The 15297-nt window shown below is 58.9% G+C and carries 14 protein-coding genes and 1 pseudogene; 13 read left to right on the forward strand and 2 right to left on the reverse strand.

Annotated elements, in window-relative coordinates:
• Window positions 1–2: 2 nt before the first annotated feature.
• From R6258_RS18230 to R6258_RS18290, 13 genes are all read left to right on the forward strand, one after another.
• The gene (locus R6258_RS18230) at window positions 3–1268 is read left to right on the forward strand and encodes a glycosyltransferase family 4 protein (protein ID WP_318453292.1); all 1266 of its coding nucleotides are present in this window, start codon (window positions 3–5) and stop codon (window positions 1266–1268) included.
• A complete protein-coding gene (locus R6258_RS18235; RefSeq protein WP_318453294.1) occupies window positions 1265–2527 on the forward strand; it encodes a glycosyltransferase family 4 protein in 1263 nt (420 codons plus the stop codon). Before R6258_RS18230 ends, R6258_RS18235 begins: the two co-directional genes overlap by 4 nt.
• 203 nt (window positions 2528–2730) lie before the next feature.
• Window positions 2731–4056, forward strand: coding sequence for an undecaprenyl-phosphate glucose phosphotransferase (locus tag R6258_RS18240; protein WP_318453296.1), 1326 nt, complete (start codon window positions 2731–2733; stop codon window positions 4054–4056).
• Window positions 4057–4259: 203 nt separating this feature from the next.
• A complete protein-coding gene (locus R6258_RS18245) occupies window positions 4260–5471 on the forward strand; it encodes an O-antigen ligase family protein (protein ID WP_318453298.1) in 1212 nt (403 codons plus the stop codon).
• 54 nt (window positions 5472–5525) lie between these two features.
• On the forward strand, window positions 5526–6377 hold the full coding sequence (locus R6258_RS18250; RefSeq protein ID WP_318453300.1) for a phytanoyl-CoA dioxygenase family protein: 852 nt from the start codon (window positions 5526–5528) through the stop codon (window positions 6375–6377).
• A 36-nt stretch (window positions 6378–6413) separates the two neighbouring features.
• The gene (gene pseB, locus R6258_RS18255) at window positions 6414–7412 is read left to right on the forward strand and encodes a UDP-N-acetylglucosamine 4,6-dehydratase (inverting) (RefSeq protein WP_318453302.1); all 999 of its coding nucleotides are present in this window, start codon (window positions 6414–6416) and stop codon (window positions 7410–7412) included.
• Window positions 7412–8575 carry a UDP-4-amino-4,6-dideoxy-N-acetyl-beta-L-altrosamine transaminase gene (gene pseC, locus R6258_RS18260; protein WP_318453303.1) on the forward strand — a complete coding sequence of 388 codons (1164 nt, stop codon included), beginning with the start codon at window positions 7412–7414 and terminating at the stop codon, window positions 8573–8575. The genes pseB and pseC overlap by 1 nt, the downstream gene beginning before the upstream one ends.
• Window positions 8572–9279 (forward strand): pseudaminic acid cytidylyltransferase, encoded by a 708-nt coding sequence (pseF, locus tag R6258_RS18265; RefSeq protein WP_318453305.1) that lies wholly within the window; start codon window positions 8572–8574, stop codon window positions 9277–9279. The genes pseC and pseF overlap by 4 nt, the downstream gene beginning before the upstream one ends.
• Window positions 9276–10394, forward strand: a complete 1119-nt coding sequence (gene pseG, locus R6258_RS18270; RefSeq protein WP_318453306.1) for a UDP-2,4-diacetamido-2,4,6-trideoxy-beta-L-altropyranose hydrolase — start codon at window positions 9276–9278, stop codon at window positions 10392–10394. The genes pseF and pseG overlap by 4 nt, the downstream gene beginning before the upstream one ends.
• A gap of 5 nt (window positions 10395–10399) precedes the next feature.
• Window positions 10400–10918 (forward strand): UDP-4-amino-4,6-dideoxy-N-acetyl-beta-L-altrosamine N-acetyltransferase, encoded by a 519-nt coding sequence (pseH, locus tag R6258_RS18275; RefSeq protein WP_318453308.1) that lies wholly within the window; start codon window positions 10400–10402, stop codon window positions 10916–10918.
• Between the two features lie 2 nt (window positions 10919–10920).
• Entirely contained in the window at window positions 10921–11973 is a 1053-nt protein-coding gene (gene pseI, locus R6258_RS18280) for a pseudaminic acid synthase (RefSeq protein WP_318453309.1), read from the forward strand.
• A gap of 31 nt (window positions 11974–12004) precedes the next feature.
• On the forward strand, window positions 12005–13357 hold the full coding sequence (locus tag R6258_RS18285) for a surface carbohydrate biosynthesis protein (protein WP_318453311.1): 1353 nt from the start codon (window positions 12005–12007) through the stop codon (window positions 13355–13357).
• A gap of 46 nt (window positions 13358–13403) precedes the next feature.
• Window positions 13404–14192 carry a sulfotransferase family 2 domain-containing protein gene (locus R6258_RS18290; protein ID WP_318453312.1) on the forward strand — a complete coding sequence of 263 codons (789 nt, stop codon included), beginning with the start codon at window positions 13404–13406 and terminating at the stop codon, window positions 14190–14192.
• A gap of 53 nt (window positions 14193–14245) precedes the next feature.
• On the opposite strand, the gene R6258_RS18295 is transcribed toward R6258_RS18290, so the two are convergent.
• On the reverse strand, window positions 14246–14995 hold the full coding sequence (locus R6258_RS18295) for a YdcF family protein (RefSeq protein ID WP_318453314.1): 750 nt from the start codon (window positions 14993–14995) through the stop codon (window positions 14246–14248).
• Window positions 14996–15111: 116 nt separating this feature from the next.
• Window positions 15112–15297, reverse strand: a pseudogene (locus R6258_RS18300) (ABC transporter); the annotation flags it as partial.

Here is a 15297-nt window from a genome sequence, read left to right on the forward strand (position 1 = left end):
TTTTGCCCATTATTTCCATGATTGTCTGGAACGAGTTCTTGAACGATGCACGCGTATTAAAAGAGGCGCAGACTCTTCAAGCTGCCGGTTATCAAGTTATCGTTCACGCTTTACACACTCCTGGGGTTACTCAGGAGTGCGAACTCTTGGAATCGGGTGTAAGGGTGGTGCGTGTTGCTCGCAGCCCGCTATGGAAGCTGCGTAAGCGCAATTTGCGTATAGCGAACGGCAGCAAGCAGGGGGAACAGGCAAAAGCGAGTTCCCGGCCAGCAACTGCTCCGCCTCCGCAAACGCCGCTGCGCCAGCTTCTAAAACTGGTTGCCAGGCTTTGGACGCACGCCAATTTGGCATGGCGGTTGGTTAGGTCACGTGCCGATGTCATCCACGCGCATGACGTCAATGTGCTGTCCACGGCTTGGCTCGCGGCCAAGCTGTTGCGGGTGCCGCTGGTCTACGATGCGCATGAGATCAGCACTGACCGCGAGGGTTACAAGGCCTTTCGTGGGTTGGTTGGTTGGCTAGAAAAGAAAATCATGCCCCAGGCGGTCGGTACCATCACGACCACGGATGCTCGCGCCAAGTTCTTTGCGCGTGCTTATGGCATCCCCCGACCGCTGGTGTTGCAGAACCGGCCTCGTCTGGTCAGTGCCGACGGGTCTGATCGCATACGCGAGGAGCTGGGATTGGTAGAGCCTTGGCCTATCGTGTTGTATCAAGGTGGGCTGCAGCCGGGTAGGGGGCTGCCCAGGCTGGTCGAGGCTGCCGCAAGCGTGCCTAACGCTTACTTCGTATTCATCGGTGGCGGGCGGCAGACGGCTGAATTGCGTGAGTTGGCGGCTCGCCTACAACTGGAAGAGCGAGTGCGCTTCATTCCGACCGTGGCGCTGGCGGAGCTGCCTTCCTACACGGCCTCGGCGGATGTCGGCGTGCAGCCCATCGAAAACACCTGCCTGAACCATTTCACGACGGACTCCAACAAGCTGTTCGAGTACGTGATCGCGGGCTTGCCGGTAGTGGCTAGCCAACTGCCCGAGATCAGCAAGGTAGTGCGCAAGCACGACTTGGGCCTGTTGGTACCGCCCGGCGATACGCCGGCCCTGGCCAGCGCCATCAGCCAGCTGGTGAGCGATCCTGAGTTGCGCTTGTGGTATCGTGCCCGCGCCAAGCAGGCGGCACAGACCCTCAATTGGGAAACTCAGGAGCAGGCTTTGTTGGACCTTTACGCAAACGTATTGCCGAACCGGGATATTGCGAGGGCCCGCCGGTGACACAGCGGGGCAGGATATTACTGCTGAGCTTCTATTTCCCACCCGACCTGGGAGCCGGGTCGTTCCGCAGCCGGGCCCTGGTCGAGGCGCTGATGAAGCGGCTGCCGCCAGGCCATACCCTTGAGGTGATGACCACGGCGCCCAATCGCTATGCCCGGTATGACAGCCAGGCGCCGGCCTATGAGACCGCCTACGAGGGGCGCCTCACTGTGCGACGTATCGAGCTGCCCAGCCATCGCAGTGGCATTCTGGACCAATCGAGGGCCTTCGCGGCGTACGCGTGGCACGTGTCGCGACTCACCCGAGGTCAGCACTACGACCTGGTGATAGCGACTTCATCGCGGCTGATGACCGCCGTGCTGGGCCGCTATGTGGCGGGTCGCGTGTCGGCACGGCTTTATCTCGATATACGCGATATCTTTGTCGAGAACCTGCCCTTCCTGCTGCCGACGGGCGCACGATGGCTCGGCATTCGTTTTTTCAGCGCCCTGGAGCGCTGGGCGGTCAATCGCGCGGCCAAGGTCAATCTGGTATCGCCGGGCTTCGAGCCCTACTTCAAGGCACGCTACCCTAGTCAGCAGTTCACCTGGCACACCAATGGTGTGGATCCTCTATTTGCCGATTCGGCAAGAGGGGCGGTCGCGGAGCAGTCATCCACGTCACAGGCGTCCAGCCCGAATGAGTCGATGCGGGAGCCGCGTCGCTTGCGCGTGCTGTACGCGGGCAATATCGGCCAGTGCCAAGGCATCGATCGTATCTTGCCGGGCTTGGCCAAGCGTCTGGAGGATCGCATCGATTTCGTTTTGATCGGCGATGGCGGAAGGCGCGAAGCACTGCAGGCGGCTCTCGAGGCGCAAGGGGTCTCAAATGTGGAGATCAGGCCGCCGGTGGAAAGGGAGTGGTTGAACGAGGAGTACCGGCAAGCCGACGTGCTGTTTCTTCATCTGAACGATATGTTCTGCTTTTCGCGGGTGATTCCTTCCAAGATTTTCGAGTATGCCGCGACTGGCAAGCCGATCTGGGCCGGTGTGCGGGCCTTTCCCGCCCAGTTCTGCAAACAACATATCGAGAACGTCAGCGTATTCGAGCCGTGCGATTCGGCGGCGGCTGCGAATGCGTTCGAGTCGTTGGAATTGGCGACTCGCCCGCGTGGGCAATTCATCGAGGACTTTCGTCGGGACAGGATCATGGGAAGAATGGCCGACGATGCGCTGGCGATACTAGGCAAGCCGGTAAGACAGGCCACGGTCACGTCATGATTTGAGCGCCGCGGCTGGTCAAAAATTGGTATGGGTCCGGTTCTCTTTTTTCAGTATCATGCCGCCGAGCAGCGCAGCGTAAAGTATCATATTGTTACAAAGCCGATAATCTTTCCGCCCTTGAGTTACCCGACTAGCCGATGAGTGCCCCAAGACAGCAGAGAAATATCACCGAACGATACCCGGCCCAGATATTCGTGCCCATGATCGATGCCGGGGCCGTGCTCTTATCAGGCTTTCTGGCTCATTTCATTCGTTTTGGCACCCTTGATGTGCACGATCGCTTTCTGTTGGGCATGGTGATCATCGCCATTTTCGTGGTGATGGCGAATTTCATTGATGGGGCCTATGTACGCTGGCGTACCACGCGTCTATCCAGAATCCTTTTCCGACTGATTGGCGTCTGGGTCATCGTCGCGCTGCTGGCGACCTCGATCATCTACCTGGCCGAAGCTTCGGTACGTTATTCGCGCTTGTGGTTGGGGATGACCCTGCTGTTTTCGCTGGGTCTTGCCGCTGGTTTTCGCGTTTTGGTGATGTTACTGCTCAAGCACGCGAGACTATCGGGCAAGAACCTGCGCGGTGTGTTTCTCGTTGGGCCTTCGCAAAACCTGCTCAAGGTGGCCAGGAGCATGCGCAAGATGCCGGGCGAAGGCTTCGCGATCTCCGGTGTGCAGCGCGTGAAGGATGCCCCCGATCCGGTTTTCTATAATTGCCTCGCTCGCCGTGTCGAGGCGTCGGGAGCCCGCGAGGTGTGGCTTTGCCTGCCGCTTGAAATGGGCGGCACGGTGCGCGAGGTGATGTATGCATTGCGCCACCAGACGGCGGAGGTGCGCTTCATTCCTGAATTTCAGGACATGCGGCTTCTCAACCATCGTATCAGCCAGGTGGCGGGCCACTTCGCGATTGATTTGAGCGTGACGTCCATGGGCGAGACGTCACGCTTCCTGAAGCGGGTGGAGGATCTGGTGCTGGGCAGCGTGTTTCTTCTCTTGTCATTGCCTGTCTGCGCCGTCGTTGCTGTGGTTTTGAAAGTGCAGTCCCCAGGGCCGGTGCTGTTCAAGCAGTATCGAATGGGCAGCAACGGCCATCACTTCAAGGTCTACAAGTTCCGCTCGATGGAGGTGCACACGGAGGCCGGAGGGGCCGTTACCCAAGCCAAGCAGGGCGACCCGCGGGTGACGAAGTTCGGTGCCTTTCTGAGGCGCACTTCGTTGGATGAACTGCCTCAGTTCTATAACGTGCTGCAGGGGCGCATGTCGATCGTCGGGCCGCGCCCCCACGCCTTGGCGCACAATGAGCATTACAAGGATGTGGTCGAGTCGTACATGAAGCGCCACAAGGTCAAGCCGGGAATCACCGGCTGGGCCCAGGTCAACGGCCTCCGGGGCCCGACTGCGGATGTCGAAAAGATGAGGCTGCGTGTCGAGCATGACCTCTGGTATATCGACAACTGGTCGCTATGGCTGGATCTGCGGATCATTGCGCTGACCATCATCAAGGGGTTTTGCCATCCGAACGCGTTCTGATGCCTCTCCGTCTGAATTCCATTTGAAGATTGACTGACCTGGCTGGTGTGGCGCGACGATGGCGTCCGCTCCGTTAGCAAGGGTGACCGGTAATGCTATGATGGCCAGCTTTCGAGCTGGCCTTTTTGTTCGTCTCTACATTGTTTTTACTGGGTTAAACGATGACTTTCAGTAGCGAGGCTTGGAGTCGGTTGAGTAGGGGAATGGTGGGATACACCTCGCTGGCGGTTTGGCTGTTTGGTGCGCTCGCACTCGTCGTGTCGTCCGGCTACTCGTTGGGAGCCTTGCTGCTGGTGCTTGGCAGCATCATGCTGCTGTACTCCAGGCCTCGCCTGGGCCTGTCGTGCCAGGATGGGTTGATCATGCTGGCGATGCTGGGCTTTTGTCTGGCGGGGCTGTGGGAAGTGCTGGTGTTTCAGGAGCCATGGCGGGAATTCGACAAGCCCAGCCGGTTCCTGCTGGCGATACCGGCAATGTTGCTGGTTCTGGCATATCCGCCACGGCTGGCCTGGCTGTGGTCGGGGCTGGTCGTCGGTGCCGTGGGGGCGGGGGCGTGGGCCATCTGGCAGAAACTGCTGGTCGGGGTCGATCGCGCGACCGGCTATACCTACGTCATCCAGTTCGGCGATATCAGCATGCTGATGGGTATCTTGTGTCTGGCCGGGCTGGGCTGGGCGATAATACAGCCACGGCGCAAGACCTGGCTCGGATTACTGTTGCTGGGGGCGCTCGGCGGCTTGCTGGGTTCGCTGCTTTCCGGCAGCCGTGGAGGCTGGGTCGGCCTGCCGTTCGTGCTTCTGGTGCTGTACGGTGCCTATGGCGCATTGATGTCTCGTCGGGTGAAGGTCGCCCTGGTTGCGTTATGTGTGGCCGGCGCGGCCGTGGTGTATACCGTGCCCCAGTTCGGCGTTCAGCATAGGGTACATGGCGCCTTCGAGGACATCGCGCAGTACATGAGCGGTGAGGGGCAGACTTCCTCTGTGGGGGCGCGCTTCGAGATGTGGCATGGTGCCGGCCTGCTGATCGGCGAGAGGCCGCTGCTGGGCTGGGGGGAGTCCGGCTATTATCGTGAGATGAACCGACTAGCCGAGCAGGGCGTTATCAACGAGCGGGTGGCCGAGCGTTACACTCACCCACACAACGAATTCCTCAATGCCTTTGCCAAGCAGGGGGTAGTGGGGCTGCTGGCGCTTTTGGCGCTGTATCTCGTACCGCTCAAGCTGTTCGCCAGGGAGCTCAAGGCGGCCGATATGGAGCTGCGATCGCTGGCCGTCGCCGGTACCCTGTTGCCGGTCGCCTATATCGACTTCGGACTGACCCAGTCGCTGATGGAGCACAACAGTGGCGCCATGGTCTATGCGTTTTGGCTGGCGGTCCTGTGGGGCTGCTTTCAGGCCAGGTGTCGTGTGGGCTAAGCTTGTTTGAGCCAATTTGTAGCGGCCGGCCAATTGTCGGTTTGGAGGCATCAAATGCTGGATAGAAATGATCTGGTCTTGTCGGTCAAGACCCCGGTTTTCATGGCAAAAGAGTTTTTTCATAGACTGCCGGACCCGCGATTTCGCCATGATTTTTCCCCGCTGCGCGAGGATATCGATCTCGACGAGGCGCTCCTCCAACTGAAGCGGGACGGCATCGTGTCGTTTCCAGCTTACTTTGGCGGTGAATTCCTGGGGCAATTGCGGGATCGATTCGAACGGATTATCGCCGATCACTCGATTGGGGGCGGCATCAACCCCGAGTGCGATTTCTGCGAAAACGTCCTGCAGTATGATCGGGTTTTCGTGGAAGCCGCCCTGGATAGCACGCTCCTGGAGTTGATATCGCGATACTATCGCAAGGGCTTTGGCATCGGTCGTGCGGATGCGATGCGCATTCGGCCTCTGGAGGAGTCTCGCTATGGCTCCTTCCAGTGGCACCACGATACTCGCGGCCGCCAGATCAAGGCCCAGATCCTGCTTACCGACGTAGCCGAGGACGGCCAGCGGATGACCTACCTCAAGGGCACCCACGCGACCTACTACACGAGAAAGCGCGGTCGCGGCCCTGGCTCACGTTTCGAGTTCGACATGAATGCGCGCCCGGACATTGCCGAGCGTGTGGTCAACGTGACTGGGCCGGCCGGCACGGTCACCCTGTTCGATACCAATGGCCTGCATTCCGGCAATCGTAACCTGACGGCCACGCGCGACAATATCACCATCTATTACCCGACGGCGGGGAACTTCAAGGAAATGCATTATCAGCGCGCCCACCTTGAGGACCTGCCGGAGGAAAAGCGCCGGGTAATACAGTTCAATCCACTCCACAAGTTCGTTCAATGATTCCCTTGAGCGTCTTCTCTGTCATTGGAAGCGATGATGTTCGATAACTCATCCATTCTGGTAACCGGTGGTACCGGTTCCTTCGGCCATACATTCATCCCCATGTTGCTCGAGCGCTACAACCCCAAGCGCGTGATCATCTTTTCGCGGGACGAGATGAAGCAGTGGGAAATGGCCAAGAAGTTCGTGGGCGAGCCCCGCGTGCGTTTCTTCATCGGCGACGTGCGCGATCGGGATAGGATCTACCGGGCCCTGGATGGTGTCGACTACGTCGTGCATGCGGCGGCCACCAAGATCGTGCCGACGGCGGAATACAATCCCTTCGAGTGCGTTAAGACCAACGTGCAGGGCGCCATGAACCTGATCGATGCGTGTATCGACAAAGGCGTCAAGCGGGTCGTGGCGCTGTCTACCGACAAGGCCAGCAGTCCGATCAATCTGTACGGGGCCACCAAGCTGACCTCGGACAAGCTCTTCGTGTCCGGCAACTCCTATGCGGGTGGGCACAATACGCGTTTCTCGGTCGTGCGCTACGGCAACGTCATGGGGTCGCGTGGCTCGGTGATTCCGTTCTTCATGTCGATTCGCGATAAGGGCGTCTTGCCGATCACCGATGCGCGAATGACGCGTTTCATGATCTCGCTGGAGCAGGGTGTCGAGCTGGTCTGGCACGCCTTCGAGGATATGGAGGGCGGCGAGATCTACGTCAAGAAGATCCCGTCCATGAAGATGACCGATCTGGCGAGGGTGGTCGCACCCGACGCCAGGCAGGAGATCGTCGGCATCAGGCCCGGCGAGAAACTGCACGAGCAGATGATCGGATCGGAAGACGCCTACTACACCTACGAATATCCCGAGCACTTCAAGATCCTGCCGGCCATCAATAGCTGGGACAAGGACGCCAATCGCATCAAGGATGGCAAGAAGGTGCCGGAAGGCTTCGTCTATGCCAGCGACAGCAATGCGGAGTGGATGAGCGATGCGGCGCTGCAGACATGGATCGAGGCGAACTGGGAAAAGATCGGGAGCATTTGATGATTCCCTACGGCCGTCAGGACATTCAGCAGCAGGACATCGATGCCGTCATGGCGGTGCTGAAGTCCGACTTTCTCACTCAGGGGCCGGTCGTCCCGCGTTTCGAGCGCGGCGTGGCTGAAAAGGTCGGTGCCCGGCACGCACTCGCCGTCAATAGCGCGACTTCCGCCCTGCATATCGCCTGCCTGGCGCTGGGGCTCGGTGATGGGGATTGGCTATGGACCAGCCCGATCACCTTCGTGGCCTCCGCCAATTGCGGGCTGTATTGCGGCGCCCGGGTCGATTTCGTTGATATCGACCCCCAGACCTACAACCTCTGCCCGGTCGCTCTGGAGCGGAAGCTCGTCCAGGCCGAGCGAGAAGGGCGCTTGCCCAAGGTGGTCGTCGCCGTCCATCTGTGTGGTCAGCCATGCGACATGCAGGCCATTCACGCCCTGGCCGAGCAATATGGATTCCGCATTATCGAGGATGCCTCGCATGCCATCGGGGGGGAGTATCGCGGCGAGTACATCGGCAATGGCCGTTATAGCGACGTTACCGTATTCAGCTTTCATCCGGTCAAGATCATCACCACCGCCGAAGGTGGCATGGCGCTGACCAACGACGATGCGCTCGCGCAGCGCATGTACTTGTTGCGTAGCCATGGCGTGACGCGAGACGCCTCGTTGATGACTCAGGAACCCGACGGTCCCTGGTATTACCAGCAGGTCGAGCTGGGCTTCAACTACCGCATGACCGAATTGCAGGCTGCGCTGGGCGTATCGCAGCTCGAGCGCCTGGATGAATACGTCGCGACGCGCAACGCCCTGGCGGCACGCTACGATGACTTGCTGGCCGACCTGCCGCTGACTACTCCCTGGCAACACCCGGAAAGCTACTCCGGGCGGCACCTCTATGTGATTCGCCTCGACCTGGACGGGGGCCTCGTCAGCCACCGCCAGGCGTTCGAGACGCTGCGCTCGCAGGGGATCGGGGTCAATCTGCATTACATTCCCGTTCACCTGCAGCCCTATTACCGGCAGATGGGCTTCGCGGAGGGAGACTTTCCTAAGGCGGAGGCCTATTACCGGGAGGCGATCAGTCTCCCGTTGTTTCCGACCATGAGCGAGGAGCAACAGGATACCGTGGTCGCCGCGCTCAAGCAGGCGATGGGGCGAGCATGAGCGTCGCCGTCGTTCCCGCCCGTGGCGGCAGTAAGCGCATACCCCGCAAGAACATCAAGCCTTTCTGCGGCAAGCCGATGATCGCGTGGTCGATCGAGGCCGCCCGGCAAAGCCGCTGCTTCGAGCGGATCATTGTCAGCACCGATGACGACGAGATCGCTTCGGTCGCCATGCAATACGGGGCAGAGGTACCGTTCATGCGTCCCGCGCATCTCGCCGACGACCACACGGCGACGATACCCGTCATTGCCCATGCCATTGAGTGGTTGCAAGGGCAGTCGCAGGGCAGCACCGGGAATGTCTGCTGTCTGTACGCCACTGCGCCCTTCGTCAGTGCCGCGGATATCCAGCGTGGCGCCGATGCCCTGGAGCAGCAGCCCGATGCGGATTACGCCCTTTCGGTGACCAGCTACGCCTTCCCGATCCAGCGGGCACTGCGTTTGACGCCCCAGGGGCGGATCGACATGTTCCAGCCCGAGCATTTCAAAACGCGCTCGCAGGATCTCGAAGAGGCCTGGCACGACGCCGGCCAATTCTACTGGGGAAGGGCCAGCGCCTGGCTGGCCGCGCTGCCCATTTTTTCCGAGCGGGCCGTCCCCGTGTTGCTGCCGCGTCATCGCGTTCAGGACATCGATACCCCCGAGGACTGGCGGCGCGCCGAGTGGCTGTTTCGCGCTCTGCAGCACGAGGACGAGTCGTCGTGAATCCAACCTTTCCGGCTACGAGATGCGTCGCTTTTCGTACCGATGCATCGCTGGCCATCGGTACCGGCCATGTGATGCGCTGCTTGACCCTGGCCAATGCACTGAAGGCGCGGCAGGTGACCTGCCATTTCATCTGCCGGGACCTGCCGGGGCAGTTAATCGATGCGATTCGCCGACGCGGCCATGAAGCCCATGTATTGCCAGAATCCGAGATGGCGACGCCGGCGACTGACGATGCCCAGGAGCCTGCCCATGCGGGCTGGCTGACGACGGATTGGCGGACCGATGCCGAGCAGACATTGGCACTGCTGGAGATGCTAAGACCGGAGTGGCTGGTCGTCGACCACTATGCACTGGATGCGCGCTGGCAGAACGCCACGCGCCCGGGGTATGGGCGGTTGTTCGTGATCGACGATCTGGCGGATCGCCCCCATGCGGCGGATCTTCTACTCGACCAGAACCTCGGGCGTGAGGCTCGAGACTATGCCGCGCTCGTGCCTTCGACCTGTGAGCTTCTCATTGGTCCACAATATGCACTTCTGAGGCCCGAGTTCGCCGAATACCGTGAGGCAAGTCTCGCACGCCGGGAGCGGCCGAGCCTGGGGAACATCCTCATCACCATGGGCGGCATCGATAAGGACAATGCTACTGGCCGAGTCCTCGAGGCTCTCGAGTCATGCCCGTTGCCATCTCACTGCAAGTTGAGCGTCGTGATGGGAGCGAACGCTCCCTGGTTGGCTTCCGTACAGGCCCAAGCCCTGGAGATGCCCTGGGAGACCGAGGTGGCAGTGAACGTGAACGACATGGCCAGGCGCATGTCGCAAGCGGATCTTGCCATTGGGGCGGCGGGGAGCACCTCATGGGAGCGCTGTTGTCTAGGGGTGCCTAGCCTGACAATTATACTCGCCGAGAATCAACGCAAGATTGCGGAGATGCTTGACCGCGCTGGTATTGCAGTCTCATTGGGTGAGATAGATCAACTAACTTATCTATCCGAGCATTGGGCGAAAGTAACTCATCCTGAAGCATTGAAAGGTATGAGTTCTTCAGCGGCGCAAATAACAGCTGGGCAAGGGGCGCGACATGTTTCTTCACATTTAATGATTAATAGTTAGAGCTTATGTCCTCTTCATCCTTGAGACCACTCCGTCGCGACGACCTCGATTGCGTAAGAGCCTGGCGCAACCATCCGGAAATAAGACGCTACATGTATACGCAGCATGTGATATCGGCTGAGGAACATGTCGCATGGTTCGAGCGTGCCCGGAAAGACCCACTTAAACATTTGTTACTATTTGAAATCGAGGGCGTTGCCTCTGGCTTCGTTAATATCTCAATTGTTGATGAGCGGGCGCGGCGTGCCGAGTGGGGCTTCTATCTCTCTCCGGAAGCAACTCATGGGAGTGGTGCCTTGCTAGGGGAGGCAGCACTCGAATACGCTTTTATAAAATTGGGCTTACACAAGCTGTGCAGTGAGGCGCTTATTGATAATGAACGCTCGATACGCTTTCACCAGAAGCTAGGCTTTGAGCAGGAATCCAGACTTCGCCATCACCATTTCGATGGTGAGTTTTATTACGATGTCATTGGATTCGGACTGCTTCAACAGGACTGGAATTCTAAACAGGGAGCGGACTGATCATGGCCAAACCTTATATCGAAATTGCGGGGCGCCGCATAGCTTCTGACATGCCTCCTTATATTATTGCGGAACTCTCGGCGAACCATAATGGTCGTTTGGAAACCGCATTGAATATCATCGATGAAGCTAAAAAAGCCGGGGCTGACGCTGTCAAGCTGCAGACCTATCGTCCCGATACAATCACTCTGGATAGTGACCACGAGGATTTTATCATTGAAGGGGGATTGTGGGACGGTCGGCGGCTTTACGAACTTTACGAAGAAGCGCATATGCCTTGGGAATGGCATAAGCCTCTTTTCGAGCATGCTCGCAAGCTGGGTATTACTATTTTCAGCTCGCCATTCGACGCGACGGCGGTTGACCTGCTCGAGGACTTGAATGCCCCCGCCTACAAGATTGCGTCGTTCGAGGCCGTCGACCTGCCGCTGATCGAATATGTCGCCCGCACCGGCAAGCCGATGATCATCTCGACCGGTATGGCCGATGCCGAGGAGATTCAGGAAGCTATCGATGCCGCAAGAGGCGCCGGTTGCCGGGAATTGGCGATCCTGCAATGTGTGAGCGGATACCCCGCGCCTGCCGAAGATTACAATCTGCGTACCATCCCCGACATGATCGAACGCTTCGGGCTCGTCACGGGACTGTCCGATCATACTCTCGACAATACCACCGCCATCACCAGTGTCGCTCTCGGGGCCAGCCTGATCGAGAAGCACTTCACTTTGGATCGTTCGGCGGGTGGCCCCGACGACAGTTTTTCCCTGGAGCCCGCTGATCTGGCCAACCTGTGCAGGGATAGCAAGACCGCCTGGGCAGCATTGGGCGAGGTCGATTACGGGCGCAAGTCGAGTGAGCAGGGGAACGTTCAGTTCAGGCGTTCCCTATACTTCGTAAAGGACCTGCAAACGGGCCAAGCCATCACCGAGGACGCCGTGAGAAGCGTCCGGCCCGGCTATGGTCTGGCTCCCAAACACTACCGTGACATCGTGGGCAAGCGGGTCACCCGTGACTGCAAAGCCAACACGCCGACCTCTTTCGAAGTCATCGAGTAAGCCTGTTTCAATGCCTAGGCAAGAGAGTGATATGTTCAGCAAGCCGACCATTTACCTATTGATGGAAATCAAGTCCCGGGAGTTGGAGGGCAAGACGCTGCTCGCCCTCGAAGCGGCCTGTCGGGGGTTCAGGGTGGTGCTCGGCAATCAGGTTCACCTGAAGAGGCTGATCAGGGAAAGCCTGATGCCGCCGGGTGTCTATTTCGACAAGAGCCTGACGAAGGGAAAGGAAGCACTCCTGAACAAGGTAGTCGAGGAGGGTTTCGTGGTCGCCAGCCAGGATGAAGAGAGTGGCTTGCTCGATTTCTCCTATGATCAGTTCATTGCGACGCGCAGTACCGATGAGACGGTGGCGGCAGCATCTGCGGTCTTTTGCTGGGGAGAGTTCGACAAGAGAACCTGGCAGCGGCATTACCCGAAACTCGGTGACCATGTCTACGGATCGGGGTCGCCACGGGTGGACTTTTGGCGGCCGGATTTCATGGCTTACTACACGGATAACGTCAAAGACATCGCTGATAAATATGGCGACTATGTCTTGATTCCGTCCAACTTTCCATTGGCCAATGGCTACATGAACCTTGAACAACGGATCGAGCAAGGCAGGAAGAATGGTAGCTTGGCGTCGGAGGCCGATGAGCAAACCCTGCGTGCCAATGCCGAAGATACCAGGAAGATGGTCGATCGCTTTGCCGAACTCTTGAAACGCCTATCCGAAGCTCATCCTACGATCAATTTTATCGTAAGACCTCACCCCGTCGAGAAACTATCCGAATGGGAAAGGCGGCTTACTGCCCTGGACAATGTGCATGTCGTTTTCGAAGGTGGCGTGACGCAGTGGGTCAGGGGGGCCTCGGCGATTATCCATAACGGGTGTACTACCGGAATCGAGGCTCGCTTTTCGGGGGTTCCGACCATTGCCTATGTTCCGTTCGAGAGTCCCATCAATAGGGAAGTGCCGAATGCCGTCAGCGTTCAGTGTCGTACGCCGGAGGCCGTCGAGGACACTCTGGGCGCTATTCTTTCAAGTAAGGGGCCTGAACCAGACCAGCAGGAGAGCGTGGAGCAACTATTGCAGGAGCGGTTTGCGAATTTCCGCGGTGACACGGCATCGTCCAGCATCGTATCGGCTCTCGTGGGCTTGAATGTCCCTGCTTCGCCACCGCCGCGTCGCAGCCTGAAGGGAAGGAAAATCGCGGGTAGATACATTTACAGCCGGTTCATGAAGAGGCTCAGCAAGAAGGAAGATCATGGGCTGAGAAAGTTTTCCGGTTTGACCTTGGCGGAGCTGGAAGATATCAGACGTCGCTTGAGCCTCGTCAAGCCTGCCTATGCCGATCGCCGGATCGAACACTTTCTTGGCGACGTGTTCTGCATCGAGTGAGTCTGACGAACTCGAATAGCTGGTTCATCCGTGGCGGAGACGTTTAGTGATCATCAGTCATAAATATCGATTCATTTTCATACATTGTCGCAAGGTGGCTGGAAGTTCGATCAAGACGACACTGTGGCCGCATCTGGGTGAAGACGACATCGTCGTTGGCAGCATCGATGAGGTCCTGAAGAATGGCTTTCGTCTCAACCGCGCGACGAAACGCGCCTTACTGGATCCTCGCTCGCTCAACGTTTCACGCAAGGCCCTGTTCGAGTACGTGAGGCATGGCAACTCACCTCGCTTCAGGAATCACGTCAGTACGGCCGTAAAATACAAGTATAGAAAGAGCTTGTATCATAATCCCGTCCATTCGCCGGCTATCAACGTCAAGGAAGCTTTTCCCGATGAATGGAAGAACTACTTCAAGTTCTGCATCGTGCGCAATTCATATGACCAGGCGCTTTCGGAGTTTTCCTATCAGACCCGGAAGGCCGATGGCGATGTTTCCTTCAAGCACTTTCTGAAGGCCTTGAATGGCGAGGTCCATGATCCGCTCATCGTGCCCAGCGGACTGAAGGATAACTGGGACCTTTATACCATCGACGACAAGGTGGCGGTCGAGCGGATCGGACACTACGAAAATCTCGAAGAGGATTTTGCAGAGATTTGTCGTGAGCTCGGCGTCCCCGTGACCGAGCCGCTACGCAAGGAGAAAGTGGGGGCGCGCAAGAAAGACAGGCAGCTTTACGAATGGTATGACGATGAGAATGTTCGCCTGGTCAAGAATATTTATGGCAAGGAAATTGATTACTTTAATTACCCTGACCCCAGCAGGAATTCTTGACGCATTCCCGCCGAGCTAGACATCTTGGTTATGTAGAACGAATTTATCCGCGATTACAGCTCTCTCTGCAGGCCGTAGACCAGCCGTCCTAGCCATTCATGCAGGGCTTGGGTACTGTGGCGCAGATAATAGGCCCGCGGCACGAAGGCCAGCGGGCCAAGGCCCGGCTTGGCTGTGAATTCCGTAGGGGCGGGGATCGCCTCCAGCCCGGCATGCTCGAAGGCCGCCACGGCGCGGGGCAGGTGCCAGGCCTGGCTCACCAGCAGTACCCGCTGAACGCCCGTACCCTCGAGCAGTCGCGCCGATTCACTGGCGTTCTCGGCGGTGTTGCGGCTTTGCGTCTCGACCCAGGCCGGGTCGATGTCGAAGAGCTGGCGCATGGCTTTTGCCATTAGCTGCGATTCGGCGAGGGCTTCGTCGTGAGCCCGGCCGCCGCTGAGCAGTACCGGCAGGTCGTATTGCTTGGCCAGCAGGGCGCCGTAGGCCAGGCGTCGCCAGGTGGTGTTGGAAGGCGCGTCGCCCCAGCCGAACTCCGGCGAGTCGTAGTTGCGTCCGCCACCCAGGATCACGATCGCCTGGCCCCGCTTCGCGTCGGTCGGCATCAGCGGCGGGTAGAACTCCAGGCCGTGGCGCAGCCAGTAGCTGACCAGCGGCGTCGAGATCAGCAGCAGCGACAATGCGCCGACGACTATCAGCGCAAGGCCCAGCCCCCGGGAACTGCGCCAGAGCAGCATCCCCAACAAGGCCAGCAGGACGTTGCTCACGGGTGGCAGGACGAGATACTGGAGGCTACTCAGAGACATCGGGCTACGTCCTTGTATCGAGTGATCGCAGACGATAGTAGCGCCGATTGGCTGGAAACGCTCAAGGGAAGCCCGAGGTCGACCGCCATCGGGAACACATTCCCTCCTCAAGGCCATCAGGCCGACGGCGCGCGGTTTTCCTTGCGGTCGATGTCGACCAGCGGGTGGCGGTGGCGGTGCGCCAGCGCCGCGCCGTCGGCCTTGAAGAGATGCGCGCAGGTCGGATCGAAGGAGAAGCGCACCGCGTCGTGCACGCGATGGGCGACGTCGCCGTCGGCGACCAGGATCCACTCGCTGTCGCC

It is taken from the genome of Halomonas sp. HP20-15 (assembly GCF_033446685.1).
Taxonomy (GTDB): Bacteria; Pseudomonadota; Gammaproteobacteria; order Pseudomonadales; family Halomonadaceae; genus Modicisalibacter.